The organism is Pseudomonas sp. 65/3-MNA-CIBAN-0223 (assembly GCF_040310425.1).
Lineage (GTDB): Bacteria > Pseudomonadota > Gammaproteobacteria > Pseudomonadales > Pseudomonadaceae > Aquipseudomonas > Aquipseudomonas gregormendelii.
In genome coordinates this window covers 162,900-189,695 of record NZ_JBEOPV010000006.1, presented here as the reverse complement: position 1 = coordinate 189,695, position 26,796 = coordinate 162,900, and the positions used below count along the sequence as shown (strand labels likewise).

Annotated in this window: 23 protein-coding genes, 3 tRNA genes and 1 pseudogene; 25 read left to right on the top strand and 2 right to left on the bottom strand. The window is 58.7% G+C overall.

What is annotated here, in order from left to right; all coding sequences use genetic code 11:
- The first annotated feature begins 150 nt into the window (after positions 1 to 150).
- The 4 genes from carA (at position 151) to AAEZ09_RS09005 (ending at position 5,534) form a co-directional block, all read left to right on the top strand.
- Positions 151 to 1,287 (top strand): glutamine-hydrolyzing carbamoyl-phosphate synthase small subunit, encoded by a 1,137-nt coding sequence (gene carA, locus AAEZ09_RS09020; protein ID WP_045060050.1) that lies wholly within the window; start codon positions 151 to 153, stop codon positions 1,285 to 1,287.
- Positions 1,288 to 1,403: 116 nt separating this feature from the next.
- Positions 1,404 to 4,625, top strand: a complete 3,222-nt coding sequence (gene carB, locus AAEZ09_RS09015) for a carbamoyl-phosphate synthase large subunit (RefSeq protein WP_045060049.1) — start codon at positions 1,404 to 1,406, stop codon at positions 4,623 to 4,625.
- Entirely contained in the window at positions 4,622 to 5,098 is a 477-nt protein-coding gene (gene greA, locus AAEZ09_RS09010) for a transcription elongation factor GreA (RefSeq protein WP_008029775.1), read from the top strand. Before carB ends, greA begins: the two co-directional genes overlap by 4 nt.
- Positions 5,099 to 5,129: 31 nt before the next feature.
- Positions 5,130 to 5,534, top strand: a complete 405-nt coding sequence (locus tag AAEZ09_RS09005) for a hypothetical protein (RefSeq protein WP_045060048.1) — start codon at positions 5,130 to 5,132, stop codon at positions 5,532 to 5,534.
- A 9-nt stretch (positions 5,535 to 5,543) separates the two neighbouring features.
- Here the strand turns inward: AAEZ09_RS09005 and AAEZ09_RS09000 are convergent, their stop codons facing one another.
- Complete coding sequence (locus tag AAEZ09_RS09000; RefSeq protein WP_045060047.1) at positions 5,544 to 5,852, bottom strand: YhbY family RNA-binding protein; 309 nt, start codon at positions 5,850 to 5,852, stop codon at positions 5,544 to 5,546.
- Between the two features lie 101 nt (positions 5,853 to 5,953).
- On the opposite strand from AAEZ09_RS09000, the gene rlmE reads away from it, so the two are divergent.
- The 17 genes from rlmE (at position 5,954) to AAEZ09_RS08915 (ending at position 21,978) form a co-directional block, all read left to right on the top strand.
- Positions 5,954 to 6,583, top strand: coding sequence for a 23S rRNA (uridine(2552)-2'-O)-methyltransferase RlmE (gene rlmE / locus AAEZ09_RS08995; protein WP_045060046.1), 630 nt, complete (start codon positions 5,954 to 5,956; stop codon positions 6,581 to 6,583).
- Between the two features lie 197 nt (positions 6,584 to 6,780).
- The gene (ftsH, locus tag AAEZ09_RS08990; protein ID WP_045060045.1) at positions 6,781 to 8,691 is read left to right on the top strand and encodes an ATP-dependent zinc metalloprotease FtsH; all 1,911 of its coding nucleotides are present in this window, start codon (positions 6,781 to 6,783) and stop codon (positions 8,689 to 8,691) included.
- An 8-nt stretch (positions 8,692 to 8,699) separates the two neighbouring features.
- A complete protein-coding gene (gene folP / locus AAEZ09_RS08985) occupies positions 8,700 to 9,551 on the top strand; it encodes a dihydropteroate synthase (protein WP_350599110.1) in 852 nt (283 codons plus the stop codon).
- 17 nt (positions 9,552 to 9,568) lie between these two features.
- Positions 9,569 to 10,906: a phosphoglucosamine mutase gene (glmM, locus tag AAEZ09_RS08980; protein ID WP_045060043.1), complete on the top strand. Its 1,338-nt coding sequence runs from the start codon at positions 9,569 to 9,571 to the stop codon at positions 10,904 to 10,906.
- A gap of 66 nt (positions 10,907 to 10,972) precedes the next feature.
- Complete coding sequence (gene tpiA, locus AAEZ09_RS08975) at positions 10,973 to 11,728, top strand: triose-phosphate isomerase (protein ID WP_045060042.1); 756 nt, start codon at positions 10,973 to 10,975, stop codon at positions 11,726 to 11,728.
- A gap of 4 nt (positions 11,729 to 11,732) precedes the next feature.
- On the top strand, positions 11,733 to 12,116 hold the full coding sequence (secG, locus tag AAEZ09_RS08970) for a preprotein translocase subunit SecG (protein WP_017336473.1): 384 nt from the start codon (positions 11,733 to 11,735) through the stop codon (positions 12,114 to 12,116).
- A 22-nt stretch (positions 12,117 to 12,138) separates the two neighbouring features.
- Positions 12,139 to 12,224, top strand: a tRNA-Leu gene (locus AAEZ09_RS08965).
- 96 nt (positions 12,225 to 12,320) lie between these two features.
- Positions 12,321 to 12,397 (top strand) — tRNA-Met (locus tag AAEZ09_RS08960).
- A 138-nt stretch (positions 12,398 to 12,535) separates the two neighbouring features.
- On the top strand, positions 12,536 to 12,994 hold the full coding sequence (rimP, locus tag AAEZ09_RS08955; protein ID WP_010463487.1) for a ribosome maturation factor RimP: 459 nt from the start codon (positions 12,536 to 12,538) through the stop codon (positions 12,992 to 12,994).
- 47 nt (positions 12,995 to 13,041) lie between these two features.
- Positions 13,042 to 14,523 carry a transcription termination factor NusA gene (gene nusA, locus AAEZ09_RS08950; protein WP_045060041.1) on the top strand — a complete coding sequence of 494 codons (1,482 nt, stop codon included), beginning with the start codon at positions 13,042 to 13,044 and terminating at the stop codon, positions 14,521 to 14,523.
- A gap of 27 nt (positions 14,524 to 14,550) precedes the next feature.
- Positions 14,551 to 17,076 carry a translation initiation factor IF-2 gene (gene infB, locus AAEZ09_RS08945; protein ID WP_350599106.1) on the top strand — a complete coding sequence of 842 codons (2,526 nt, stop codon included), beginning with the start codon at positions 14,551 to 14,553 and terminating at the stop codon, positions 17,074 to 17,076.
- Positions 17,077 to 17,235: 159 nt separating this feature from the next.
- Positions 17,236 to 17,637, top strand: coding sequence for a 30S ribosome-binding factor RbfA (rbfA, locus tag AAEZ09_RS08940; RefSeq protein ID WP_045060039.1), 402 nt, complete (start codon positions 17,236 to 17,238; stop codon positions 17,635 to 17,637).
- 3 nt (positions 17,638 to 17,640) lie between these two features.
- Positions 17,641 to 18,558 carry a tRNA pseudouridine(55) synthase TruB gene (gene truB / locus AAEZ09_RS08935; protein ID WP_045060038.1) on the top strand — a complete coding sequence of 306 codons (918 nt, stop codon included), beginning with the start codon at positions 17,641 to 17,643 and terminating at the stop codon, positions 18,556 to 18,558.
- A 117-nt stretch (positions 18,559 to 18,675) separates the two neighbouring features.
- Positions 18,676 to 18,945: a 30S ribosomal protein S15 gene (gene rpsO / locus AAEZ09_RS08930; RefSeq protein WP_028623136.1), complete on the top strand. Its 270-nt coding sequence runs from the start codon at positions 18,676 to 18,678 to the stop codon at positions 18,943 to 18,945.
- A gap of 195 nt (positions 18,946 to 19,140) precedes the next feature.
- Positions 19,141 to 21,246, top strand: coding sequence for a polyribonucleotide nucleotidyltransferase (gene pnp / locus AAEZ09_RS08925; RefSeq protein WP_045060037.1), 2,106 nt, complete (start codon positions 19,141 to 19,143; stop codon positions 21,244 to 21,246).
- A gap of 215 nt (positions 21,247 to 21,461) precedes the next feature.
- Positions 21,462 to 21,537, top strand: a tRNA-Thr gene (locus AAEZ09_RS08920).
- Positions 21,538 to 21,672: 135 nt separating this feature from the next.
- Positions 21,673 to 21,978 carry a DUF6388 family protein gene (locus AAEZ09_RS08915; protein WP_045060036.1) on the top strand — a complete coding sequence of 102 codons (306 nt, stop codon included), beginning with the start codon at positions 21,673 to 21,675 and terminating at the stop codon, positions 21,976 to 21,978.
- A 113-nt stretch (positions 21,979 to 22,091) separates the two neighbouring features.
- On the opposite strand, the gene nadC is transcribed toward AAEZ09_RS08915, so the two are convergent.
- Positions 22,092 to 22,940 (bottom strand): carboxylating nicotinate-nucleotide diphosphorylase, encoded by an 849-nt coding sequence (gene nadC, locus AAEZ09_RS08910; protein ID WP_350599101.1) that lies wholly within the window; start codon positions 22,938 to 22,940, stop codon positions 22,092 to 22,094.
- A 195-nt stretch (positions 22,941 to 23,135) separates the two neighbouring features.
- Here nadC and ampD point away from each other — a divergent pair, with 195 nt between their 5' ends.
- From ampD to AAEZ09_RS29395, 4 genes and pseudogenes are all read left to right on the top strand, one after another.
- Positions 23,136 to 23,696 carry a 1,6-anhydro-N-acetylmuramyl-L-alanine amidase AmpD gene (gene ampD / locus AAEZ09_RS08905; RefSeq protein ID WP_045060034.1) on the top strand — a complete coding sequence of 187 codons (561 nt, stop codon included), beginning with the start codon at positions 23,136 to 23,138 and terminating at the stop codon, positions 23,694 to 23,696.
- Entirely contained in the window at positions 23,693 to 24,529 is an 837-nt protein-coding gene (gene ampE / locus AAEZ09_RS08900; protein ID WP_045060033.1) for a regulatory signaling modulator protein AmpE, read from the top strand. Before ampD ends, ampE begins: the two co-directional genes overlap by 4 nt.
- Positions 24,530 to 24,729: 200 nt before the next feature.
- Positions 24,730 to 25,821 (top strand): annotated as a pseudogene (locus AAEZ09_RS29400) (methyl-accepting chemotaxis protein); the annotation flags it as partial.
- A complete protein-coding gene (locus AAEZ09_RS29395; RefSeq protein WP_442963628.1) occupies positions 25,798 to 26,727 on the top strand; it encodes a methyl-accepting chemotaxis protein in 930 nt (309 codons plus the stop codon). The pseudogene AAEZ09_RS29400 and the gene AAEZ09_RS29395, both read left to right, overlap by 24 nt.
- Positions 26,728 to 26,796: the final 69 nt, after the last annotated feature.

Genomic DNA, 26,796 nt, shown 5'->3' with positions numbered 1-26,796 from the left:
AAAGGCCTTTTTCTGTAAGCTACAGCTTTAGTGTGTTCACTAAAAGCGCGCAGAATAATTCAGTGAATGAGCGGGGTGACGTGTCCATACGTCACTCCGCTTTTTTACACCTGCGATCGCCCTTTCAGGCTTTATTTACGGGAGGTCTTCTTGACTAAGCCAGCCATACTCGCCCTTGCTGATGGCAGCATTTTTCGCGGCGAAGCAATTGGAGCCGACGGTCAAACCGTTGGTGAGGTGGTGTTCAATACCGCCATGACCGGCTATCAGGAAATCCTTACCGATCCTTCCTACGCCCAACAGATCGTTACCCTGACCTATCCGCACATCGGCAACACTGGCACCACGCCGGAAGACGCCGAGTCTGACCGCGTCTGGTCTGCTGGCCTGGTCATCCGTGACTTGCCACTGGTTGCGAGCAACTGGCGCAACACGATGTCCCTGTCCGATTACCTGAAAGCCAACAACGTCGTGGCCATCGCCGGTATCGATACCCGTCGCCTGACCCGCATCCTGCGTGAGAAAGGTGCACAGAACGGCTGCATCATGGCCGGTGACAACATCTCAGAAGAAGCTGCCATTGCCGCCGCCCAGGGTTTTCCTGGCCTCAAGGGCATGGACCTGGCGAAAGTCGTCAGCACCAAAGAGCAGTACGAGTGGCGCTCGACGGTCTGGGACCTGAAAACCGACAGCCACGCGACCATCGACGCTTCTGAGCTGCCGTACCATGTGGTCGCCTACGACTACGGCGTAAAGCTGAACATCCTGCGCATGCTGGTCGAGCGCGGTTGCCGCGTCACTGTGGTTCCGGCCCAGACGCCAGCGGCCGACGTGCTGGCGATGAAGCCCGATGGCGTGTTCCTGTCCAACGGCCCGGGTGATCCGGAGCCATGCGACTACGCGATCCAGGCGATCAAGGACGTACTGGAAACCGAGATCCCGGTATTCGGTATCTGCCTCGGTCACCAGCTGCTGGCCCTGGCCTCCGGCGCCAAGACCCTGAAAATGGGCCACGGCCACCACGGTGCCAACCACCCGGTGCAGGACCTGGACAGCGGTGTAGTCATGATCACCAGCCAGAACCACGGTTTTGCGGTGGACGAAGCGACCCTGCCGGCCAACGTGCGCGCGATCCACAAATCGCTGTTCGACGGCACCCTGCAAGGCATCGAGCGTACCGACAAGAGCGCCTTCAGCTTCCAGGGTCACCCGGAAGCCAGCCCTGGCCCGAACGACGTAGCGCCATTGTTCGATCGCTTCATCAACGAGATGGCCAAGCGACGCTGATCGCTCGCCCTGATGCAGCAAAGCTTGAGGGCGGCCCCCATCGGCGGCCCCCTCAAGGCTTCACAGATTGAACAAGACGGCTTGCCGACTGACCTGCGGATTTGAGTGACAAACCCATGCCAAAACGTACAGACATAAAAAGCATCCTGATTCTCGGCGCTGGCCCGATCGTGATCGGCCAGGCCTGCGAATTCGACTACTCCGGCGCCCAGGCCTGCAAAGCCCTGCGCGAGGAGGGCTACCGCGTCATCCTGGTGAACTCCAACCCGGCGACCATCATGACCGACCCGGACATGGCCGACGCCACCTACATCGAGCCGATCAAGTGGCAGACCGTTGCCAAGATCATCGAGAAAGAGCGTCCGGACGCGCTGCTGCCAACAATGGGTGGCCAGACCGCCCTGAACTGCGCCCTGGACCTGGAGCGCGAAGGCGTCCTGGAAAAATTCGGCGTAGAGATGATCGGCGCCAATGCCGACACCATCGACAAGGCTGAAGACCGCTCGCGCTTTGACAAGGCGATGAAATCCATCGGCCTGGACTGCCCGCGCTCGGGTATCGCCCACAGCATGGAAGAAGCCAACGCAGTGCTCGAGAAGCTTGGCTTCCCGTGCATCATCCGTCCGTCCTTCACCATGGGCGGCACCGGTGGCGGTATCGCGTACAACCGTGAAGAGTTCGAAGAAATCTGCGCCCGTGGTCTGGACCTGTCGCCAACCAAAGAGCTGCTGATCGACGAATCCCTGATCGGCTGGAAAGAATACGAGATGGAGGTTGTCCGCGATAAGAAGGACAACTGCATCATCGTCTGCTCCATTGAAAACTTTGACCCGATGGGTGTGCACACCGGTGACTCGATCACCGTTGCGCCGGCACAGACCCTGACGGACAAGGAATACCAGATCATGCGTAACGCCTCCCTGGCGGTACTGCGCGAGATCGGCGTGGAAACCGGCGGCTCCAACGTCCAGTTCGGCATTTGCCCGGACACTGGTCGCATGGTGGTCATCGAGATGAACCCGCGGGTATCCCGTTCGTCGGCACTGGCCTCCAAAGCCACCGGTTTCCCGATTGCGCGCATCGCTGCCAAGCTGGCGATCGGCTACACCCTGGATGAACTGCAGAACGAAATCACCGGCGGTGCTACGCCTGCGTCCTTCGAGCCGTCCATCGACTACGTCGTGACCAAGCTGCCTCGCTTCGCCTTCGAGAAATTCCCGAAAGCCGACGCGCGCCTGACCACTCAAATGAAGTCGGTGGGTGAAGTCATGGCCATCGGCCGGACTTTCCAGGAATCCCTGCAGAAAGCGTTGCGCGGCCTGGAAGTGGGCGTTTGCGGCCTGGACGAGAAGCTCGACCTGAGCAATCCGGAAAGCATGAGCATCCTCAAGCGCGAACTGACCGTGCCGGGAGCCGAGCGTATCTGGTACGTGGCTGACGCCTTCCGCGCCGGCCTGTCGGTCGAAGACATCTTCGGCATGAACATGATCGACCCGTGGTTCCTGGTGCAGATCGAAGATCTGATCAAGGAAGAAGAGAAGGTCAAGACCCTGGGTCTGGCCAGCATCGACCGCGACCTGATGTTCAAGCTCAAGCGCAAAGGCTTCTCCGACATGCGTCTGGCCAAGCTGCTGGGCGTGACCGAGAAGGCGCTGCGTCGTCACCGCCACAAGCTGGAGATCTTCCCGGTCTACAAGCGCGTTGACACCTGCGCGGCCGAGTTCGCCACCGACACCGCCTACATGTACTCGACTTACGAGGAAGAGTGCGAAGCTGCACCGTCGGGTCGCGACAAGATCATGATCCTCGGCGGCGGTCCTAACCGTATCGGCCAGGGCATCGAGTTCGACTACTGCTGCGTGCACGCGGCATTGGCCCTGCGCGAAGACGGTTACGAGACCATCATGGTCAACTGCAACCCAGAAACCGTTTCCACCGACTACGACACCTCCGATCGCCTGTACTTCGAGCCAGTGACCCTGGAAGACGTGCTGGAAATCTGCCGCGTCGAGAAGCCAAAAGGCGTGATCGTCCAGTACGGCGGTCAGACCCCGCTGAAACTGGCACGAGCCCTGGAAGAAGCCGGCGTGCCGATCATCGGCACCAGCCCTGACGCCATTGACCGCGCCGAAGACCGTGAGCGCTTCCAGCAGATGGTCGAGCGCCTGAACCTGCGCCAGCCGCCAAACGCCACCGTGCGCAGCGAAGACGAAGCGATTCGCGCTGCCAGCAAGATCGGCTACCCGCTGGTGGTTCGTCCGTCCTACGTGTTGGGCGGTCGTGCGATGGAAATCGTCTACGAAGAAGAAGAGCTCAAGCGCTACCTGCGTGATGCGGTGAAAGTGTCCAACGACAGCCCTGTGCTGCTTGACCACTTCCTCAACTGCGCCATCGAGATGGACGTGGATGCGGTCTGCGACGGCACCGACGTGGTGATCGGCGCGATCATGCAACACATCGAGCAGGCCGGCGTTCACTCCGGTGACTCCGCATGCTCCCTGCCGCCTTACTCGCTGCCTGCGCACATCCAGGACGAGATGCGCGAACAGGTCAAGAAAATGGCCCTGGAGCTGGGCGTTGTCGGCCTGATGAACGTGCAGTTGGCGCTGCAAGGCGAAGACATCTACGTCATCGAAGTCAACCCGCGCGCTTCCCGTACCGTACCTTTCGTGTCCAAGTGCATCGGTGTTTCCCTGGCAATGATCGCGGCTCGCGTCATGGCCGGCAAAACCCTGAAGGAAATCGGCTTCACCAAGGAAATCATTCCTAACTTCTACAGCGTGAAAGAGGCGGTGTTCCCATTCGCCAAATTCCCTGGTGTGGACCCGATCCTGGGCCCTGAGATGAAGTCCACCGGTGAAGTGATGGGCGTGGGCGACACCTTCGGCGAAGCATTCGCCAAGGCCCAGATGGGCGCCAGCGAAGTGCTGCCGACCGGCGGTACCGCGTTCATCAGCGTGCGCGACGATGACAAGCCACTGGTTGCAGGCGTGGCCCGTGATCTGATCAACTTGGGTTTCGAAGTGGTTGCCACTGCCGGTACTGCCAAGCTGATCGAAGCCGCAGGCCTGAAAGTGCGCCGTGTGAACAAGGTGACCGAAGGTCGTCCGCACGTGGTCGACATGATCAAAAATGACGAAGTCACCCTGATCATCAACACCACCGAAGGTCGTCAGTCGATCGCCGACTCGTACTCCATTCGTCGTAATGCGCTGCAGCACAAGATTTACTGCACCACCACCATTGCTGCTGGCGAAGCCATCTGCGAAGCGTTGAAGTTCGGTCCCGAGAAGACTGTGCGCCGCTTGCAGGATCTACACGCAGGATTAAAGGCATGATCAAGTACCCAATGACCGTCCAGGGCGCCAAAGCCCTGGAAGAAGAACACGCTCACCTGACCAAGGTCGTCCGTCCGAAGCTCAGCCAGGACATCGGGACGGCCCGCGAGTTGGGTGACCTGAAGGAAAACGCCGAGTACCACGCTGCCCGCGAGCAGCAAGGGATGGTCGAGGCGCGGATTCGTGACATCGAAGGCCGGATTCAGAACCAGGTCATCATCGACGTCACTTCCATTCCTCATACCGGTAAAGTGATTTTCGGCACCACCGTTGAGATCGCCAACGTCGAGACGGATGAGCGCGTCACTTACCACATCGTGGGTGAGGACGAAGCTGACTTCAAACTCGGCAAGATTTCGGTGGGTTCACCACTGGCCCGCGCCTTGATCGCCAAGGAGGAGGGTGACGTGGTTGCCGTGAAGACGCCGGGTGGCGTTATCGAGTATGAGATTGTCGAAGTTCGCCACATCTGATAAGCCATGGCGCCCGCTTCGTGCGGGCGCGATGCTTTGGCAGCTGACCCAGATGTTATGGGTAGGCGGCCTGTGGCTGTTGCATATCGGTCTGCTGCCGGTGCTGGGCTGGATTGGCCTGGCACCGCTGCTGATCGACGAAATTGCAGGCATGTTGAATGCGCTGATGGTGGGATTTGCCGCAGCGTGTGTGATTTTTCAGGCTTTGGTGCTGATTCAGGCCGAGGGCCTTGCCAGTCTATGGCGCGATATTCGCGGGCAACTGCTGTTGATGGCGCTGTATGCGTGCGGGATGTTTGTCGCTGTGCGCCTGGGATGGCCGGATGCCGTGAGCTGGCAGGTTTTCAGCTATCTGGTCCTGGGGTTTTCCGGGCTGGTGCTGGTGTTGCAGCCGGTACCTGGATGGAGTGGCAGGGTGCGCGAAGCACACCCTTGACCCTTGTCATCACTTGAAGCGATGGACGTTCGACAGCTGCTTGTTGACGCTGAAGTTCTTGCGGTGAATCAGTGCCATCTTGCCAATGACCTGGACCAGGTCCGCTTTACCGACCTTGCACAGCTCTGCAATGGACGCCAGGCGCGATTCGCGATCGAGGATGTTGAGCTTGATCTTGATCAGCTCGTGATCCGCCAAAGCGCGTTCAAGTTCGGCTAACACACCTTCAGTCAAACCGTTGTCCGCCACGATCAAAACCGGTTTCAGATGGTGGCCAATGGATTTGTACTGTTTCTTCTGCTCTTGAGTGAGCGGCATAATCTGACCCTTTCGTCTGGATTCTGTAAAATGGCGGCCATTTTACCCGAGGGCTCGTGGATCCGCCCAATTAATCACGACCCTTATCATCGAGGTGCCCAATGGCGCGTTCCAAGACAAGCCTTGGCTGGCTGAAAAGACATGTCAATGATCCCTATGTGAAGCAGGCGCAGAAGGATGGTTACCGCTCGCGTGCGAGCTACAAGCTTCTGGAAGTCCAGGAGAAATACAAGCTGATCCGTCCGGGTATGAGCGTTGTCGACCTGGGTGCGGCGCCCGGCGGCTGGTCGCAGGTCACCAGTCGGCTGATCGGCGGTCAGGGGCGTCTGATCGCTTCGGACATTCTGGAAATGGACAGTATTCCGGACGTGACTTTCATCCAGGGTGACTTCACCCAGGACGAAGTGCTCGCCCAGATCCTTGAAGCCGTGGGTAATTCGCAGGTGGACCTTGTGATTTCCGATATGGCCCCCAATATGAGTGGTACGCCTGAAGTAGACATGCCAAAAGCCATGTTTCTATGTGAGCTGGCGCTTGATCTGGCGGCCCGGATACTCAAGCCGGGTGGTAATTTCGTGATCAAGGTGTTTCAGGGCGAAGGGTTTGATGCTTACGTGAAGGACGCTCGTCAGAAATTCGACAAGGTCCAGATGATCAAGCCGGACTCTTCCCGTGGCAGTTCCCGCGAGCAATACATGCTGGCTTGGGGCTATCGCCGTCCTGCCGAGTAAGGTTTTTTAGCGGGTCGATAGGATTTTCGTATTTCGCCCCGCGGGCAATAGCGAATATTGTGTAGAAAGTGTTTCACAAAGGGTTACAGACGGCGCCTGCCACCGCCGTTCGTAATGTAGTAAGTTAGGCCGGTGAATATCATGCGAAGCGCGCGCCATTAGCGGAGCTTGCTTCAGAGGGTAGTTAATTGAACGATATGGCAAAGAATCTGATCCTGTGGTTGATCATCGCGGCAGTCCTGGTGACGGTGATGAACAACTTCTCCAGCCCTAACGAGCCGCAGACCCTCAACTATTCCGACTTCATCCAGCAGGTCAAGGATGGCAAGGTCGAGCGCGTAGCCGTTGATGGTTATGTCATCACCGGCAAGCGCAGCGATGGCGACAGCTTCAAGACCATCCGTCCGGCAATCCAGGACAATGGTCTGATCGGTGACCTCGTGGATAACCACGTCGTTGTCGAGGGCAAGCAGCCTGAGCAGCAAAGCATCTGGACTCAACTCCTGGTGGCCAGCTTCCCGATCCTGGTGATCATCGCCGTGTTCATGTTCTTCATGCGCCAGATGCAGGGCGGTGCAGGGGGCAAGGGTGGGCCGATGAGCTTTGGCAAGAGCAAGGCACGCCTGCTCTCCGAAGATCAGGTCAAGACCACATTGGCTGACGTTGCCGGTTGCGACGAAGCCAAGGAAGAAGTTGGCGAGCTCGTCGAATTCCTCCGCGATCCGGGCAAGTTCCAGCGCCTGGGCGGTCGCATCCCTCGCGGCGTGCTGATGGTCGGTCCTCCGGGTACCGGTAAAACCTTGCTGGCCAAGGCGATTGCCGGCGAAGCCAAGGTGCCGTTCTTCACTATTTCCGGTTCCGACTTCGTCGAGATGTTCGTCGGCGTGGGTGCGAGCCGTGTTCGTGACATGTTCGAGCAGGCCAAGAAGCACGCGCCTTGCATCATCTTCATCGATGAAATCGACGCCGTCGGTCGCCACCGTGGCGCCGGCATGGGTGGCGGTCACGACGAGCGCGAACAGACTCTCAACCAGTTGCTGGTAGAGATGGACGGCTTCGAAATGAATGACGGCATCATCGTCATCGCCGCGACCAACCGTCCGGACGTACTGGACCCTGCGTTGCTGCGTCCGGGCCGTTTCGACCGTCAGGTTGTGGTCGGTCTGCCGGATATCCGTGGTCGCGAGCAGATTCTCAAGGTGCACATGCGCAAAGTGCCAATGGGTGACGATGTCGCTCCTGCGGTGATTGCCCGTGGTACCCCGGGTTTCTCCGGTGCCGACCTGGCCAACCTGGTGAACGAAGCGTCGCTGTTCGCTGCCCGTACCGGCAAGCGCGTCGTCGAAATGAAAGAATTCGAGCTGGCCAAGGACAAGATCATGATGGGCGCCGAGCGCAAATCCATGGTCATGTCGGAAAAAGAGAAGCAGAACACCGCTTATCACGAAGCCGGCCACGCCATTGTGGGTCGCGTAGTGCCTGAGCATGATCCGGTCTACAAGGTCTCCATCATCCCGCGCGGTCGTGCGCTGGGTGTGACCATGTTCCTGCCGGAAGAAGATCGCTACAGCCTGTCCAAGCGTGCGCTGATCAGCCAGATCTGCTCGCTCTACGGTGGCCGTATCGCTGAAGAAATGACCCTGGGCTTCGACGGTGTCACCACCGGCGCTTCCAACGACATCATGCGTGCCAGCCAGATTGCGCGGAACATGGTGACCAAGTGGGGCCTGTCGGAAAAACTCGGTCCGTTGATGTACGCCGAAGACGAGGGCGAAGTATTCCTCGGTCGTGGCGGCGGTGGTCAGAGTGCAAGCTTCTCCGGTGAGACAGCCAAGCTGATCGACTCCGAAGTGCGCAGCATCATTGACCAGTGCTACGGCACTGCCAAGCAGATCCTCACGGACAACCGCGACAAGCTTGATGCGATGGCCGATGCCCTGATGAAGTACGAGACGATCGATGCTGAGCAGATCGACGACATCATGGCGGGTCGTACTCCTCGCGAACCTCGCGACTGGTCGGGTGGTACAGGGACTTCCGGTACTCCTCCGGCAGTACAGGATCCGCGTCCGGAAACACCGATCGGCGGTCCTGCTGCTGACGTTTAAGGTTTGAAATGACTTCTGTTCAGTCCTCAACCCGGTTGCCTTGCGGCAACCGGGTTCTTGATTTGGCCCATACGCATGTCATGGGCATTCTCAATGTAACTCCCGACTCTTTCTCCGATGGTGGCCGATACAGCCAGCTCGATGCGGCCTTGCGCCATGCCGAAGCGATGGTGGCCGCCGGCGCGACCCTGATCGATGTCGGCGGTGAGTCGACCCGGCCGGGTGCCAGGGCGGTTTCTCCGCTGGAGGAGATCGAGCGCGTAGCGCCTATCGTCGAGCGCATCAGCCGCGAACTCGATGTGATCATCTCGGTGGATACCTCCACCCCGGCAGTCATGCGCGAAGCCGCGCGGCTGGGGGCCGGGTTGATCAATGATGTGCGCTCCCTGCGTCGTGAGGGTGCCCTGGATGCCGCGGCAGCCACCGGCTTGCCCGTGTGCCTGATGCATATGCTGGGCGAGCCTGGCGACATGCAGGATGATCCGCATTATCAGGACGTGACCAAAGAAGTCGGTGAGTTTCTCGCCGAGCGCATGGCCCAGTGTGCGATGGCTGGAATTCCAGCCGAGCGGATCATCCTGGATCCGGGCTTCGGCTTCGCCAAAACCTTGCAGCACAATCTAAGCTTGTTCAGGCACATGGAAGCTTTGCATGCCCTGGGGCGCCCCCTGCTGGTCGGGGTTTCGCGCAAGAGCATGATTGGTCATGCGTTGAATCGCCCGGTCGGGGAGCGCCTGTATGGCGGCCTGGCACTGGCGGCACTGGCGTGCGCCAAGGGAGCGCGTATATTGCGCGTCCATGATGTAGCCGAAACAGTTGATGTAGTGCGGATGATTACCGCAGTTGAAACAGCCGAATAAGAGTGATGGAGCAACTTATGACTAAGAAATATTTTGGTACCGACGGCATTCGCGGTCGTGTCGGCGAATACCCTATTACCCCTGACTTCATGCTCAAGCTCGGCTGGGCGGCAGGCATGGCCTTTCGCAAGATGGGTGCATGCAAGGTGCTGGTGGGCAAGGACACGCGCATTTCCGGATACATGTTTGAGTCGGCGCTGGAAGCTGGCCTGACGTCGGCCGGTGCCGATGTGATGCTGCTGGGGCCGATGCCGACGCCTGCCATTGCCTATCTGACCCGTACGTTCCATGCGCAAGCCGGGATCGTGATCAGTGCCTCGCACAATCCCCACGACGACAACGGCATCAAGTTCTTCTCCGGCAAGGGCACCAAGCTGCCGGATGAAGTCGAACTGATGATTGAAGAGCTGCTCGACACCCCGATGACCGTGGTTGAATCGAGCAAGATCGGCAAGGTTTCGCGCATCAACGATGCCTCGGGTCGTTACATTGAGTTCTGCAAGAGCAGCGTCCCGACCGGCACCAGCTTTACTGGCTTGAAGATCGTGCTCGACTGCGCCCACGGTGCCACCTACAAGGTGGCGCCGAGCGTATTCCGTGAACTGGGGGCTGAAGTCGTAGTGCTCTCCGCCCAGCCCAACGGCCTGAACATCAATGACAATTGCGGTTCGACCCACATGGGCCAGTTGCAGGCTGCCGTACTGGCCGAGCATGCGGACCTGGGTATCGCCTTTGATGGCGATGGCGACCGGGTGTTGATGGTCGATCACACCGGGGCCATCGTTGATGGCGACGAGTTGCTCTACATCATTGCCCGCGACCTGCATGAGCGCGACAAGCTGCAGGGCGGCGTGGTCGGTACCCTGATGAGTAACCTGGGGCTGGAACTGGCACTGGCTGAGCTGTCGATTCCTTTTGTGCGCGCCAATGTCGGCGACCGGTATGTGATTGCTGACCTGCTCGAGCGCAACTGGCTGGTGGGTGGCGAAAACTCCGGGCATATCGTGTGCTTCAGCCACACCACTACGGGCGATGCGATCATTGCGGCGCTGCAAGTGCTGATGGCGCTCAAGACTCGCGCCGAAGGCCTCGCCCAGGCACGCCAGGCGCTGCGCAAGTGCCCTCAGGTGCTGATCAATGTGCGTTTTGGCGGCGGCGCCAACCCGCTTGAACATCCGGCAGTCAAGGAGGCCAGCCAGCGCGTTACTGACGCCATGGCGGGTCGTGGACGCGTGCTGTTGCGCAAGTCCGGTACCGAGCCGCTGGTGCGTGTCATGGTCGAAGGCGAGGACGAAACACAGGTTCGCGGCTACGCCGAAGAGCTGGCAAAGCTGGTTACTGAAGTTTCTGCCTGAATTCGGCTTGCCAGCCTTGATTGTGTTGGGTAACATCTGCGCCCACTTTGACCGACGAGGTACAGCATGCGTCGCCCTATGGTAGCTGGTAACTGGAAGATGCACGGTACCCGCGCCAGCGTCGCTGAGCTGATCAACGGCCTGGGTCAACTGGCCTTGCCAAGCGGTGTTGATGTAGCGGTATTCCCGCCTTGCCTGCATATCAATCAAGTGATTGATGGCTTGAAAGGCCTGCCGATCCAGGTCGGTGCGCAGAATGCTGCGGTGCAAGCCCAGCAAGGTGCGTTGACCGGTGAGATTGCGCCGAGTCAGTTGGTGGATGCAGGTTGTACCCTGGTTCTTGTTGGACACTCCGAGCGCCGCCAGATCATGGGTGAGCAGGACGGAACACTGATCCGCAAGTTCGCAGCGGCACAGGCATGTGGCTTGATTCCGGTGTTGTGTGTAGGGGAAACCCTCGAGCAGCGCGAAGCCGGAAAAACTCTTGAAGTGGTCGGGCGTCAGCTGGGTTGCATCATCGAGGAGCTGGGTGTTGGTGTCTTTGCCCAGGCAGTCATTGCTTACGAGCCGGTCTGGGCCATTGGCACAGGGCTAACGGCTTCGCCGCAACAGGCGCAGGATGTGCATGCAGCCATCCGCGCTCAGTTGGCGGCAGAAAATTCTGAGGTCGCACAAGGTGTGCGGCTTCTATACGGCGGCAGCGTGAAGGCGGCCAATGCGGTCGAACTGTTCGGCATGCCGGATATCGATGGGGGGCTCATTGGTGGAGCTTCCCTGAATGCAGATGAGTTCGGTGCGATCATTCGCGCCGCGGGAAACTGAAAAAATGCTGGAAACAGTCGTAGTCGTTTTTCATCTGCTGGGTGCATTGGGCGTAGTTGCTCTGGTTTTGCTTCAGCAGGGTAAAGGTGCGGATGCTGGTGCGTCTTTCGGAGCAGGTGCTTCAAATACTGTGTTCGGAAGCCAAGGTTCCTCTACCTTTCTTAGTAAGTTTACTGCTATACTTGCCGCAGGTTTCTTCATAACCAGCTTAGGGTTAGGTTACTTTGCTAAAGAGAAAGCTCACCAGCTGACTCAAGTAGGTTTGCCAAATCCAGCAGTGTTGGAAGTGCCAAAGCAACAGCCGGCTTCTGATGATGTTCCGGTGCTTCAAGAGCAAAAGTCGGCTACTCCAGCGACTGACGTGCCTCCAGCTCAAGAGCAGAAGTAAGAAGGGTTTCAAACGTAGTATTGCCGAGGTGGTGGAATTGGTAGACACGCAACCTTGAGGTGGTTGTGCCCATAGGGTGTAGGGGTTCGAGTCCCCTTCTCGGTACCAATTATCAGGAGAGCCCGCTGTTGCGGGCTTTCTTGTAGGTGGAAGGTTACATTGACCCTGGAAGGGATCGGTCGTATACTTCCGCCCCAGCTTTGTCGCGGGGTGGAGCAGTCTGGTAGCTCGTCGGGCTCATAACCCGAAGGTCGTCGGTTCAAATCCGGCCCCCGCAACCAGTTTAAAGAGCCCCTTTTAAGGGGCTTTTTGTTAGCTGGACACTTTCAACGCCGCTGTTCGACGGCGTTTCAAGGATGGGCGTTTCGCCCATTTTTTTATTTTGCACAGCATGCACATACATGCACGAGGGGGTTCAGGTGTCGAGCAAGCTAGAAGAGTTGCAGGCCTTGCTGGCCCCGGTGGTCGTGGCCCTAGGCTATGAATGCTGGGGTATTGAGTTTTCGGCTCAAGGTCGCCACTCAATGTTGCGCGTTTATATTGATAAAGAGGGCGGTGTGCTGGTGGACGACTGCGCCATTGTCAGCCGTCAGATCAGTGGTGTCCTGGACGTTGAAGATCCAATCGCCGTTGAATACACCCTCGAAGTTTCCTCGCCTGGCATGGAACGCCCGCTGTTCACTATTGAGCAGTTTGCAAAATTTGCCGGTGAACAAGTGAAGATCAAGCTGCGCTCGCCTTTTGAAGGACGACGCAACTTTCAGGGCCTTCTGCGCGGTGTAGAAGAGCAGGACGTCGTGGTGCAGGTAGAAGACCATGAGTTCCTGTTGCCGATCGATATGATCGACAAGGCCAACATTATTCCCAGTTTTGACTGAGACGCGGATCCCGCGGATCCAATGGCTTGCGAAAGGCGAGGCGTACGATGAGCAAAGAAGTACTGCTGGTTGTTGAGTCGGTATCCAATGAAAAGGGCGTACCGGCAAACGTAATTTTTGAAGCGCTGGAGCTGGCTCTGGCCACTGCTACCAAGAAGCGTTTCGAGGACGAAGTTGATCTGCGTGTGGAAATCAATCGCCACACCGGTGCCTACGAGACTTTCCGTCGCTGGACGGTAGTCGAAGAAGCGGACCTGGACGATCCGGCTATCGAAACCTGGCCAAGCAAGGTTGCTGAAACGCATCCTGGTGCTCAGGTCGGTGACGTAGTCGAAGAAAAGATCGAGTCCATCGAGTTCGGCCGTATCGCTGCACAGACCGCCAAGCAGGTCATTGTGCAAAAAGTTCGCGAAGCCGAGCGCGCTCAAGTCGTTGATGCTTATCGCGAGCGCCTGGGAGAAATCATCTCCGGCACCGTGAAGAAAGTGACCCGCGACAACGTGATCGTCGACCTGGGCAACAACGCAGAAGCGTTGCTGGCTCGTGAAGACATCATCTCCCGCGAAACTTTCCGGGTTGGCGTGCGCTTGCGTGCGCTGCTCAAGGAAATCCGCACCGAGAACCGCGGCCCGCAGCTGATCCTGTCGCGTACCGCGCCGGAAATGCTGATCGAGTTGTTCCGCATCGAAGTGCCGGAAATCGCTGAAGGCCTGATCGAAGTAATGGCTGCATCCCGTGACCCGGGTTCGCGTGCCAAGATCGCGGTCCGTTCCAAGGACAAACGCATCGACCCGCAGGGCGCTTGCATTGGTATGCGCGGTTCGCGCGTCCAGGCAGTGTCGGGCGAGTTGGGCGGCGAGCGTGTGGATATCGTCCTGTGGGACGACAACCCGGCTCAGTTCGTGATCAACGCCATGTCCCCGGCTGAGGTTGCGGCAATTATCGTTGACGAAGATGCCCATGCAATGGACATCGCCGTTGGCGCAGACAATCTGGCTCAGGCCATCGGTCGCGGAGGTCAGAACGTGCGTCTGGCCAGCCAGTTGACTGGCTGGACCCTGAACGTGATGACCGAATCGGACATCCAGGCTAAGCAGCAAGCAGAAACCGGCGACATCCTGCGCAACTTCATCGACGAGCTGGAAGTCGACGAAGACCTGGCACAGGTGCTGGTAGATGAAGGCTTCACCAGCCTGGAAGAGATTGCCTACGTACCGGTGGAGGAAATGCTCAACATCGATGGCTTTGACGAAGAAACCGTCAACGAGCTTCGCGCTCGTGCCAAGGATCGTTTGTTGACCAAAGCCATCGCTACTGAGGAAAAGCTGGCAGACGCCCATCCGGCCGAAGACCTGCTCTCGCTTGAGGGTATGGACAAGGATTTGGCGATGGAACTGGCGGTGCGCGGCGTAATTACCCGCGAAGACCTGGCCGAGCAGTCTATTGACGATCTGCTCGACATCGACGGCATTGACGATGATCGTGCCGGCAAGTTGATCATGGCCGCCCGAGCCCATTGGTTCGAGTAATTAGGCGCGGCCTGAGGAGAGAAGTGCATGACGCAAGTCACGGTGAAACAACTGGCCGATGAGGTCAAAACACCGGTAGAGCGCCTGTTGCAGCAGATGCGTGAGGCAGGTCTGCCGCACACCGCCGCCGAAGAACATGTGACTGACAGTGAGAAGCAATCTTTGCTGACTCACTTGAAAAGCAGCCACAAGGCGAAAGTGGAAGAACCACGTAAGATCACGCTGCAGCGTAAAACCACCAGCACCCTGCGTGTTGCTGGCAGCAAAAGCATCAGCGTTGAAGTACGCAAGAAGAAAGTTTTCGTACAACGCAGCCCGGAAGAAATCGAAGCCGAGCGTAAACGCGAACTGGATGAACGTCGCGCAGTAGATAATGCTGCTCGTCAGAAGGCTGAAGAAGAAACCAAGCGTCGCGCCGAAGAAGAAGCGCGTCGCCAGCCTGCGCAAACCGGTACCAACGACGTAGTCGCGGCTCCTGCTGCGGCCGCCGAACCTGTGCGTGAAAGCGCTCCGGTTGTGGCTGCTGCTCCAGCACCGTCTGCAGACGTTCGTAACAAGCAGAACGAACAGCGCCGTCCGGACAAACCACGTGCAGACGATAACAATCGTCGCAGCGGTGGTGGCGATGGCGAGCGCAAAAACGCTCCGCATCGTGCCTCGGTCAAAGAGAAAGCGCCTGCTCCACGGGTTGCTCCACGTACTACCGACGAAGAAAGCGATAGCTTCCGTCGTGGTGGTCGCGGCAAGGCCAAGCTGAAAAAACGCAACGCCCACGGTTTCCAGAGCCCAACCGGCCCTGTCGTGCGTGATGTGCAGATCGGCGAGACCATCACTGTTGGCGATCTCGCCAATCAGATGTCGGTCAAGGCTGCTGAAATCATCAAGTTCATGTTCAAACTGGGTACTCCAGCGACCATCAACCAGGTGCTTGATCAGGAAACTGCTCAGCTGGTAGCCGAAGAACTGGGCCACAAAGTGACCCTGGTCAGCGACACCGCCCTGGAAGATTCCCTGGCCGAGTCCCTGAAGTTTGAAGGTGAGACGTTCTCCCGTGCGCCAGTTGTGACCGTAATGGGCCACGTTGACCATGGTAAGACTTCGCTGCTCGACTACATCCGTCGTGCCAAGGTAGCTGCTGGCGAAGCCGGCGGTATCACCCAGCACATCGGTGCGTACCACGTTGAAACCGAACGCGGCATGGTCACCTTCCTCGACACCCCGGGTCACGCCGCGTTTACCGCCATGCGTGCTCGTGGTGCCAAGGCGACTGACATCGTGATCCTGGTAGTTGCAGCGGACGACGGCGTGATGCCGCAGACCATTGAAGCTGTCCAGCACGCCAAGGCTGCCGGTGTTCCACTGGTGGTTGCAGTGAACAAGATCGACAAGCCGGGCGCTGATCTCGATCGCATCCGTAGCGAGCTGTCGGTTCACGGCGTGACTTCGGAAGAGTGGGGCGGCGACACCCCGTTCGTATCGGTTTCGGCGAAAGTCGGTACCGGCGTGGACGAGTTGCTCGAAGCTGTCCTGCTGCAAGCTGAAGTTCTTGAATTGAAAGCGACTCCGTCGGCTCCTGGCCGTGGCGTCGTGGTTGAATCGCGTCTCGACAAAGGTCGTGGCCCGGTTGCAACCGTTCTGGTTCAAGACGGTACCCTGCGCCAAGGCGACATGGTGCTGGTCGGTTCGAACTATGGCCGTGTACGTGCCATGCTCGACGAGAACGGCAAGCCAATCAAGGAAGCCGGTCCTTCCATCCCTGTCGAGATCCTCGGCCTGGACGGTACCCCGGACGCTGGCGACGAGATGAGCGTGCTGTCGGACGAGAAGAAAGCCCGTGAAGTGGCTCTGTTCCGTCAAGGCAAGTTCCGCGAAGTCAAACTGGCTCGCGCTCACGCCGGCAAGCTGGAAAACATCTTCGAAAACATGGGCCAGGCAGAGAAGAAGACGCTTAACATCGTCCTCAAATCCGACGTCCGTGGTTCGCTGGAAGCGTTGAACGGTGCCTTGAACGGCCTGGGTAACGACGAAGTGCAAGTGCGTGTTGTCGGTGGCGGTGTCGGTGGTATCACCGAGTCCGACGCCAACCTGGCACTGGCCTCCAACGCTGTACTGTTCGGCTTCAACGTGCGTGCCGATGCTGGCGCTCGCAAGATCGTCGAGCAGGAAGGTCTGGATATGCGTTACTACAACGTGATCTACGACATCATCGAAGACGTCAAGAAAGCCCTCACCGGTATGCTGGGCAGCGATGTTCGCGAGAACATCCTGGGTATCGCTGAAGTGCGTGACGTTTTCCGCTCGCCGAAGTTTGGCGCGATCGCCGGTTGCATGGTGCTCGAAGGTGTCGTTCACCGTAACCGTCCAATCCGTGTACTGCGTGAAGACATCGTTATCTTCGAAGGCGAGCTGGAATCCCTGCGCCGCTTCAAGGATGACGCTGCCGAAGTACGTGCCGGCATGGAATGCGGTATCGGCGTGAAGAGCTACAACGACGTCAAGGTCGGTGACAAGATCGAAGTCTTCGAGAAGGTTCAGGTTGCTCGCAGCCTCTAACTCGCGCACTTCAAGGGCCACGCCAGGCCGCCGCATGCAGATGCGCGGCCAGGTGTCAGGACTCTAAACGCAACGCCCGGTCTGGCTTCTGTCAGGCCGGGCGTTTGCCGCTTTCAGACCACACGGGTTTCACCGTGGGGCAGTAACAGGTAACAAGACATGGCAAAAGAATACAGCCGTACCCAACGTATCGGCGATCAGATGCAGCGTGAGCTGGCACAGCTGATCCGTCGTGAAGTCAAAGACCCGCGCGTCGGCCTGGTCACCATTACTGCTGTTGAAGTCAGCCGTGACGTCGGTCACGCCAAGATCTTCATCACCGTGATGGGCCAGGACAACGCCGAAGACATCGCGCAAAGCATCAAGGTGCTCAACTCCGCCGCAGGTTTCCTGCGCATGCAGCTGGCCCGTGAAATGAAACTGCGCAGCGTTCCGCAGCTGCACTTCCACTACGACGAAAGTGTCGTGCGTGGCGCGCACCTGTCGGCCCTGATCGAACGTGCGGTGGCTGAAGACAGTCAGCGCCCGGTAGCGGCTGAACCCGAAGACGCCAAGGAGTAATCGGTGGCTCAGGTCAAACGTATCCGTCGTAACGTCAGCGGCATCATCCTGCTCGACAAACCGCTGGGGTTCACCTCCAACGCGGCGTTGCAGAAGGTTCGCTGGTTGCTGAACGCCGAGAAGGCCGGTCACACCGGCAGTCTCGATCCGCTGGCCACCGGTGTATTGCCGTTGTGCTTCGGGGAGGCGACCAAGTTTTCGCAATACCTGCTCGATTCCGACAAGGCCTATGAAACCCTGGCGCAGCTGGGCAAGACCACCACCACGGCGGATGCCGAAGGTGAGGTTTTGCAGGAGCGCCCGGTGACCGTTGGTCGCGTCGATATCGAAGCGGCTTTGCCAAAATTCCGTGGGCAAATCAGTCAGATACCGCCTATGTACTCGGCGCTCAAGCGTGACGGGCAGCCGCTCTACAAGCTGGCTCGTGCAGGCGAAGTAGTGGAGCGCGAACCGCGTTCTGTTACTATTGCGCGCTTGGAATTGCTGGCCTTCGAAGGCGATACTGCGCGGCTGGCGGTGGATTGCAGCAAAGGCACCTATATTCGTACCCTCGTGGAGGATATCGGTGAGCAACTCGGTTGTGGCGCTTACGTTGCAGAATTGCGACGTACCCAGGCCGGGCCTTTCACGCTGGCGCAGACTGTCACGCTTGAAGAGCTGGAAGCGGTACATGCCGAGGGCGGTAACGAAGCGGTCGATCGCTTCCTGATGCCATCGGACAGCGGCCTGCTGGATTGGCCACTGCTGCAGTTTTCGGAGCACAGCTCGTTCTACTGGCTTAACGGCCAGCCGGTACGAGCCCCGGACGCGCCGAAGTTCGGCATGGTACGGGTACAGGATCACAATGGTCGCTTCATCGGAATCGGTGAAGTGAGCGAAGACGGGCGCATCGCGCCGCGTCGACTGATTCGGTCAGAATGACCGGACGAGGGTGGCTGTTAATAGGCACGGTCACTACTCATTTTTAGATACAGGGATTTGTCCCTGGCCTATTGAGACTGTTTTTCTGAAACAGTTTCCTGATAAAAGGATTGCCTCATGGCTCTCGACGTTCAAGAAAAAGCTCAAATTGTTGCCGACTACCAGCAAGCTGTTGGTGATACTGGTTCTCCAGAAGTGCAAGTTGCACTGCTGACCCACAACATCAACAAACTGCAAGGTCACTTCAAGGCCAACGGTAAAGATCACCACTCCCGTCGTGGTCTGATCCGCATGGTAAACCAGCGTCGTAAGCTGCTGGACTACCTGAAAGGCAAAGACGTGAGCCGTTACAGCGCTCTGATCGGTCGCCTGGGTCTGCGTCGCTAATAAGCGATTGCGCTATGAGGTTGGTTGTTTGCTGTGCGTCAGCGGGTTTCCCGCTGGCGCATGGCAGGCTCCCAGCCTCAAGTTTTATCTGGATACACGTTTTACCCTGGACAGGCGTTGGGCCGATTCCCGACATTGCCCAAGAATTTCGCAAGAAGACAAGTTCCCCAAGAGCCACAAAGAAGGTAGGACACCGTGAACCCGGTTATCAAAAAATTCCAGTTCGGTCAGTCGACCGTTACCCTCGAGACAGGCCGTATCGCCCGTCAAGCCTCCGGCGCAGTGCTGGTTACCGTTGACGACGACGTTACCGTATTGGTGACCGTTGTTGGCGCCAAGACCGCTGACCCGAGCAAAGGCTTCTTCCCTCTTTCCGTTCACTACCAGGAAAAGACTTACGCTGCCGGTAAGATCCCTGGTGGTTTCTTCAAGCGCGAAGGCCGTCCTTCCGAGAAAGAAACCCTGACTTCCCGACTGATCGACCGTCCGATCCGTCCGCTGTTCCCAGAAGGCTTCATGAACGAAGTGCAGGTTGTCTGCACCGTCGTCTCCACCAGCAAGAAGACCGATCCGGACATCGCTGCGATGATCGGTACCTCGGCGGCCCTGGCCATCTCCGGCATTCCTTTCGATGGCCCAATCGGCGCTGCCCGTGTTGCGTTCCACGAAAGCACCGGCTACCTGCTGAACCCGACTTACGAGCAACAGAAAGCTTCGAGCCTGGACATGGTCGTTGCCGGTACCTCGGAAGCCGTACTGATGGTTGAATCGGAAGCCAAAGAGCTGACCGAAGATCAGATGCTGGGCGCTGTACTGTTTGCTCACGACGAGTTCCAGGTTGTGATCAACGCCGTTAAAGAACTGGCTGCCGAAGCGGCCAAGCCAACTTGGGCCTGGGCTCCACAGCCTGAAGCTACCGCTCTGCTGGGCGCTATCCGTGCCGAGTTCGGCGACGCGATCTCCCAGGCCTACACCATCACCATCAAGGCCGACCGTTACGCTCGCCTGGGTGAGTTGAAAGACCAGGTGGTTGCCAAGCTGTCCGGTGAAGAAGGCCAGCCTTCTTCCAGCGAAGTGAAAGCTGCCTTCGGTGAAATCGAATACCGCACCGTTCGCGAAAACATCGTAAACGGCAAGCCACGTATCGATGGTCGCGACACCAAGACCGTACGTCCTCTGAACATCGAAGTCGGTGTTCTGCCAAAGACCCACGGTTCGGCCCTGTTCACCCGTGGTGAAACCCAGGCCCTGGTTGTTGCAACTCTGGGCACCGCCCGTGACGCGCAGCTGCTGGACACCCTGGAAGGCGAGAAAAAAGACCCGTTCATGCTGCACTACAACTTCCCGCCGTTCTCGGTAGGTGAGTGTGGTCGCATGGGTGGCGCTGGTCGTCGCGAAATCGGTCACGGCCGTCTGGCCCGCCGTTCGGTTCAGGCGATGCTGCCAGCCGCCGACGTGTTCCCGTACACCATCCGCGTTGTATCGGAAATCACCGAATCCAACGGTTCGAGCTCGATGGCTTCGGTCTGCGGCGCTTCCCTGGCCCTGATGGACGCTGGCGTGCCAATGAAGGCACCGGTTGCCGGTATCGCCATGGGTCTGGTTAAAGAAGGCGAGAAGTTCGCCATCCTGACCGACATCCTGGGTGACGAAGACCACCTGGGCGACATGGACTTCAAGGTAGCCGGTACCGCCAAAGGTGTTACCGCGCTGCAGATGGACATCAAGATCAAGGGCATCACCGAAGAGATCATGGAAATCGCCCTGGGCCAAGCCCTGGAAGCGCGCCTGAACATCCTCGGCCAGATGAACCAGATCATTGGCCAGTCGCGTACCGAACTGTCGGAAAACGCTCCGACCATGATCGCGATGAAAATCGACACCGACAAAATCCGTGATGTCATCGGTAAAGGCGGCGCGACCATTCGTGCGATCTGTGAAGAGACCAAGGCTTCGATCGACATCGAAGACGACGGCTCGATCAAGATCTTCGGCGAAACCAAGGAAGCGGCTGAGGCAGCACGCCAACGCGTTCTGGGCATCACCGCTGAAGCTGAAATCGGCAAGATCTACGTGGGTAAGGTTGAGCGCATCGTCGACTTCGGCGCATTCGTCAACATCTTGCCTGGCAAGGACGGTCTGGTTCACATCTCGATGCTGAGCGACGCTCGCGTTGAGAAAGTGACCGACATTCTGAAAGAAGGCCAGGAAGTGGAAGTGCTGGTACTGGACGTGGACAACCGCGGCCGTATCAAGCTCTCCATCAAAGACGTGGCAGCTGCCAAGGCTTCGGGCGTTTAATTACCCCCTTCGCTTGAAAGCTTTGACGTTGTAAAAAATGCCCCGCAGTGAACGCTGCGGGGCATTTTTTTGCTCTGTACAGAAAGATCAAAAGATCGCAGCCTGCGGCAGCTCCTACTCGGTTTCAATGTACGAGCTGCCGCAGGCTGCGATCTTTTGTTTTTAGGGCGTATGAAGTTGCCTGACTCTATAGTCAGTGCTAGGTTTAGCCCACTGCCCGTGTAGCTCAGCCGGTAGAGCAGCGCACTCGTAACGCGAAGGTCGCAGGTTCGATTCCTGTCTCGGGCACCAGCGACACGTTGTTTTCAGATGATCCACGAATGGTTCTGAAGGCCAGACAAATCGGGCTTCAATCGGTTTATTTGCGTCAGAGAGATCCTTGATGATCCAGATCCATCTTCCATTCCCCCGATCAAAGAGAACGCCATGACCGTTAAAGAAGTGTCCCAGGAAGCTCGTCACGAAGAAGCGCTGAAGAAGTATTTGCTTGAGTCCCCCCAGCTGGCTGATGAGATCAAGGACCTGCCCGCTGACGATCAGAAAGACCAGATCCAGTGGGCGTTCGAGGACGAAGCAGAATCCCAGGGCCTGCAACCCTGGGAGCTGACGCTCAAGTACACCTCGACACCGGAAGAGTTCGAAGCTGCGCGCCTGGTTTTGCACAAGGAAGCAGCCGAAGTCCTGGGCGTGGAGTGGGACGAGTACTGCGAGATGAATAATCTCGTCGTCTGACCCTTGCAGGAGCAATCCTGCTCGCGATGGGCGCTTACGATAACCCGTGTTTACCGGGTAAACACGGTGTTTTCAGGCTCATCGCGAGCAGGCTCGCTCCCACAGTATTGAAATCAGATACTCAAGCGCATCGACAGATCAACCGCCTTCACATCCTTGGTCATCGCACCGATCGAAATATAATCCACACCGGTTTCAGCAATCGGCAGCAGCGTGCTTTCGTTGACCCCGCCGCTGGCCTCCAGCTTCGCCTTGCCACCGTTCAGGCGCACGGCTTCGCGCATGTCATCCAGGCTCAGCTCGTCGAGCATGATGATGTCGGCACCCGCTGCCAGCGCTTCCTTCAGCTCACCCAGGCTTTCCACCTCGATCTCCACCGGCTTGCCCGGGGCAATCTTGTGCGCGGCGTTGATGGCTTCTGGAATGCCGCCGCAGGCCGCGATGTGGTTTTCCTTGATCAGGAACGCGTCATACAGGCCAATGCGGTGGTTGTGGCAACCGCCGCAGGTGACCGCGTACTTTTGTGCCAGGCGCAGGCCGGGGAGGGTTTTACGGGTGTCGAGCAGCTTGACCTCGGTGTGTGCAACGAAATCCGCCAGGTACCGGGCGCGAGTGGCAACGCCCGACAGCAGTTGCAGGAAATTCAGTGCGCAGCGCTCGCCCGTCAGCAGCGAGCGCGCCGGGCCTTCGAGGTGAAACAGCGCCTGATTGGGTTGCACCCGGTCGCCGTCACTCACCTGCCAGTGCACGGCGACTCGCGGGTCCAGCTGCCGGAACACGGCATCGACCCAGGCGGTACCGGCGATGACGGCGGCGTCACGGGTAATGATGGTGGCTTTGGCCAGGCGTTCTGCCGGGATCAACTGTGCAGTGATGTCGCCGCTGCCGATATCTTCAAGCAACGCACGGCGCACGTTGGCTTCGATTTCGGCAGTCAAATCGGCGAGACGTAGATTCGGCATAAAGGGCTCCACAAACAAAGTGCTCCGATTATAGGGCCATGGCACGCGGCAACCCAAGGCATCAGAGGCCCTGCGCGCTGGTGAAACCTGCATTTGGTCGCCTGGCCCGGGAGATCAATCGTGGCAAGTGATCGCGCAGGGAGGGTCTATCGCGGCATACTGGGGGCCAATACAGTCGACCCTGAAGGAGCCAGTATGCAGTTGGACCCCGCGAGTGGTTGGTGTGAAGGCGCCCAGGTCTGTCCTTCGCCCAACTTCAATGCGCGCCCTACGGATGAAATTTCCCTGCTGGTGATCCACAACATCAGCCTGCCGCCAGCGCAATTCGCCACCGGCAAGGTGCAGGCGTTTTTCCAGAATCGCCTGGATGTCACGGAGCATCCGTATTTTGCGGGGATTGCCGATCTGCGGGTGTCCGCGCACTTTCTGATTGAACGAGATGGCACCCTGACTCAATTTGTCTCTTGCCTTGAGCGTGCCTGGCACGCGGGGGTCTCGGTTTTCGAAGGGCGGGAAACTTGTAACGATTTTTCCGTGGGCATTGAGCTTGAAGGCACCGATGATCAGCCTTTCACTGACGCTCAATACGAGGCGCTGACGGGGCTGACCCGACAATTGCAGAGGGCTTTCCCGGCCATCACGCCACAGCGTATTTGCGGTCATAGTGACATCGCACCCGGTCGCAAGACCGATCCGGGGCCAGCGTTCGACTGGGCACGCTATCGCGCAGCCCTGGCAAAAGAGGAACAACAATGAGTTTTCTGGTGTTGCTGTTGGCGGTCTGGATCGAGAAGTTCTCGGCCCTGCGTCATCGGGTCCAGCGCGACGGCGGATGGTTGCGCGAACTGCACAAGCTTGAAGCCAGCCCCCGCCTGGCGAGCCACCCATGGCTGGTGCTGGTGATTCTGGTGTTGCTGCCTGTTGCGCTGCTGGGCCTGCTGTTGGTCGTCCTCGATCCAGTGGCCTACGGCTTGTTGGCCTTGCCTGTGCATTTGCTGGTGGTGATCTACAGCCTGGGCCGCGGCGATCTGCTCGCCGGCCTCGGCCCCTTCCGCGACGCCTGGCGCCGGGAAGACTTGCAAGCGGCCGGGCATGTGGCGAACCGTGATCTGGCTATCTGCGCAGACAGTGGCGAACAGTTGCTCGAACGCGTCCAGGCGCACTTGCTGTGGGAGGCCTACCAGAGTTTCTTCGCGGTGATCTTCTGGTACTTCCTGCTGGGCCCGGTCGCTGCACTGAGCTATCGCCTGCTGGCACTGGCCGAAGTCCACTCCCAGAACCCCGCAGTCGCCGAGCGTGCCGCGCAATTGCGCCATGCCTTCGACTGGATACCGGTACGCCTGTTGGCGGCGAGCTTTGCATTGGTCGGCAACTTTGTTGCGGTCAGCCGGGTCATGCTCCACGAACTGCTGAACTGGGACATCAGCGCGGCCCAGCTGATCGAAAAAGTCGGCCTGGTGGCCGGCGAGATCCCCGCACCGGTGGTCGGCCCGGACGGCATCAACAGCCTCGACCGGATCTGGGAGCTGCTGCTGCGCGCAGCCGTGCTCTGGTACGCCGGTTTCGCCCTGTGGACAGTCCTTCCCTGAATCCTGCCCCCTGACGACGAAGATCGATGCACACGATCTTCGTCGTTAACCTTAAGTTACAAAAACTCCCGCCGATTTAAGCTATACAGAGACAGCGCTCAATAGTGGCTATCTGCTTTCTCTGTGCGCCTGCCAATAACAATAAGAAATCCAAGGGAGACTTCACAGTGAAGAGCTTGCTCTATCCCGCCGTCGCGCTAATGAATCGCCTGAGCTTTGGCATGAAGTTCAGCCTGATCAGCGTGCTGTTCCTCATACCGATGCTGGTGACCAACTTTTATCTGGTGCGCGATTCCTATCGCGAATTCCAGGGCACGCGGGTCGAACTGCAAAGCATCGACCTGCTGGGCAGCAGTCTGGCGCTGCGCCGGGATCTGGAAACGCTCAACAACCTGGTGCAGATCAACGTCACCTTGGGGCAGTCGGGCAAGGCCGGCAACGTCGAGTCGACAATCAGCGCTTTGGAACAAAGCCTGTTGGCACGCCTGCAGGGGTTGAGCGCCATGTCGTCGGACCCGGAACAGATTGCGGTGTTCGAGGCCAAGCGCGATGAAATGATCGCTGCCTTCAAGGCCCAGCAGGCCGAGAGCTCCGTGCAGAGTAAAAGTGGCATGATCGGCAAGCTGCTTGGCAGCGCGCAGATTTTCAGCCAGATCATTGCCAGTCAGGCCGGCCTGAGCCGCGATACGCAAAGCGACATGCGGCAACTGACCGAACTCATTACCACCGTTACCCCTGCGGTCACCCAGTTGCTGGGTGAAGGGCGGGCCATGGGTGCGTTTTCCCTGGGGCAGGGCTTTCTCAATTCGGCGTCGAGCACCCGCTTCGACGAGCTGTTGGCGCAAATCGAAAAGCTCCAGGGCGAGTACGGGCTGAAGCTGCAGGACGCACTCGGTTCAAGCAAGGCGGCCAGGGAAAGCCTGGCGGCTCAAGCCGATATCAGCCAGTCGACCTTGAAAAAAGCCAGCGAGCTGTTTGAAGAGCAGGTGGTCATGGCTGATACGCTGGACGCGCCGTGGCAGGGTTTCTACGACCAGGTCACGGGCCTGATGGGCCAGACCTACCAGCTCAATGAAGCCACCCTGAAATTCCTCGAGACCCAGCTGCAGCAACGCCTTGAGCAGAACCGCACGCACATGGTGCTGCAGGCTGTGGCGTTATCGGTGGTGTTCATCCTGATTTTCTATCTGTATGGCGGTTTCTACGCGTCCACCCGCACCACCTTGAAGAACCTGGGCGCGATGATGGACAAGGTCGCGGCCGGCGACATGACAGTAACCTTCAACGCCAATAGCCGCGATGAACTGGGTGAGTTGGGCGAGGTGTTCAACGCTACCGTGAAGAAAATCCACGACTTGATCGAGCGCGTGGGGCACACCGTAGGTGAAGTCGAGCGCCAGGCCGGCCAGGTCGAAAACGTCTCCGCGCGCAGCAACCAGGCCGTGGCGGGGCAGCGCCTGCAGATCGAGCAGGTGGCGACCGCCATGAACCAGATGTCGGCGACTTCCCTGGAAGTGGCGCGCAGTGCCGCCGCAGCGGTCAGTAGCGCCCACAGCGTCAATGACGAGACGCTTAGCGGGCGCGGCCTCGTGCAATCGCAACAGGGCAGCATTGCCGCTCTGGCCGGGGAAATCGACCAGTCGGTGCTGGTGATCAATCAACTGGCCACGGACAGCCAGGCCATCAGCCGCGTGCTTGAAGTGATCAAGAGCATTGCCGAGCAAACCAACCTGCTGGCGCTCAACGCGGCCATCGAGGCCGCGCGGGCGGGTGAGCAGGGGCGTGGATTTGCGGTAGTGGCCGATGAGGTCAGGACCCTGGCCAAGCGCACCCAGCAATCGACTGAAGAAATCGAGCAAATGATCAGCAAGCTGCACAGTGGCGTAGGCGCCGCGGTGAAGGCCATGGGCAGCAGTCATCAGATGGCCAGCGGTACCGTGGGGCAGTCGGAGAAAGTCCAGCAGGCGCTGGAAAACATCCTCGACGCAGTCGGCATGATCGTCGACCAGAACCAGCAGATCGCGGCTGCCGTCGAGCAGCAGACGGCCGTGGCGCATGACATCGACCAGAACATCGTCGAGATCAACCGTGCGGGCGAAAGGACGGCCGAAGGGGCGCACCAGACCGAAGACGCGAGCAGGGCACTGTCGCTCCAGGTGGTGGAGTTGAAGCAGCTGATCAGCGCATTCCGGGTGTGACACCCCGGCTGGTCCTGCAGATGCAAACTCAGCGCAAGCAAGGCTTTGTGAAAGCAAACTTTTGTATGA